Annotated in this window: 1 protein-coding gene; it reads left to right on the top strand. The window is 42.0% G+C overall.

The features are described from left to right. Positions 1-149: 149 nt before the first annotated feature. The coding region (locus tag WKT20_RS17985) for a site-specific integrase (protein ID WP_340417860.1) at positions 150-1298 on the top strand (1149 nt) is incomplete at its 3' end.

Consider the following 1298-nt stretch of genomic DNA (forward strand, 5'->3'; position numbering starts at 1 on the left):
GTTTCTATCTGTTTTGTACTTTCCATATTATCAGCGTGATATACCTCCAGAGGGATTTCTGGGGGTATAAAATATGAGATTCCTCTCTTTGCTTTCCATGAAAAAACGCTATTTTTGCGGTGAAATGTTTTACAAATGTTTTTCAGCAAATGGCAACATTCAAGGTAGTGGTTCTTCCTCATCAGAAAAAGGAAGATGGTACGTATAATGTAAAGATACGTGTCACTCAGGCAAGAAAATCAAAGTATATAAAAACTTCTCAGTTTGTCTCTGCGCAGGATATTTCACGAAAGAAGGAAAAGGGTGTAGAAAAGATAAAAATCAAGAATCAGGCCATAATAGACCTGATGGATGAACTTGTACTTTCTTATAGGAGAAAACTGACTGCCGCTGGAATTCAGGCTGAATCCTGGGACGTGGACAAGATTGTGGAATATCTTACCGGTTCCTCAGACGGATTTTATCTGAATATTATACAGTATGGTAAAGATTATGCGGATTCTTTGGAGAAGCAGGGGAGAACTGGAACTGCAAAGTCCTATCGGGTGGCCATGAATGCCCTTGAACGTTTTGCTGGCCCTGATCTTGACGTCAATCAGGTAACGGTGTCTTTCCTGAAATCCTATGAGCGTTTTCTTCGTGAGGAACCTACACTTTGCGGTACAAAGTCTGGAGGTGTGGTTACAACTGATAAGCCGAAAGCCGGAAGGGCTGTGTCGTCTTACATCTCATTCCTGAAGACTGTATTCAATAACGCCAAGCTTGAATACAATGATGAAGAAGCCGGAATGGTGAGAATACCCTTATCTCCATTCTCAATGTACAAGATACCGGAGGTGACTGTTTCTGTGGAGCATCGCGTGCTTTCTGTTGAGCAGATACAGCGTATAATAGACCTTCCGTACGTTTACCAGAATAAAAACAAGGGATACTCTCTTTTCAATATAGCCAAAGATGTGTTTCTGATTTCATTTGCGCTTATGGGGATGAATACAGCTGACTTGTATGAAGCTTGTGAGTATTCCGGATATGTGCTCACCTATCAGCGTAGAAAGACGCGTACGCGAAGAAAAGACAAGGCGCTGATAAAGGTATTCGTTGAACCTGAGATTCGTCCTCTAATCGAAAAATATAGGGGAAATGGAACGGTTTTCTGTTTTAGTGACCATTATGTGACGTCCGACATGCTTAATGCCATGGTGAATATTGGCCTGAAGAGAATCGGTCGTGAGATTGGTGTTCCTGACCTGAATTTTTATTACGCCCGCCACTCTATGGCATCCATCTGTGCCAACAGG

This window comes from Phocaeicola sp. ICN-14070, from assembly GCF_037892625.1.
GTDB classification, from domain to species: Bacteria; Bacteroidota; Bacteroidia; order Bacteroidales; family Bacteroidaceae; genus Phocaeicola; species Phocaeicola plebeius.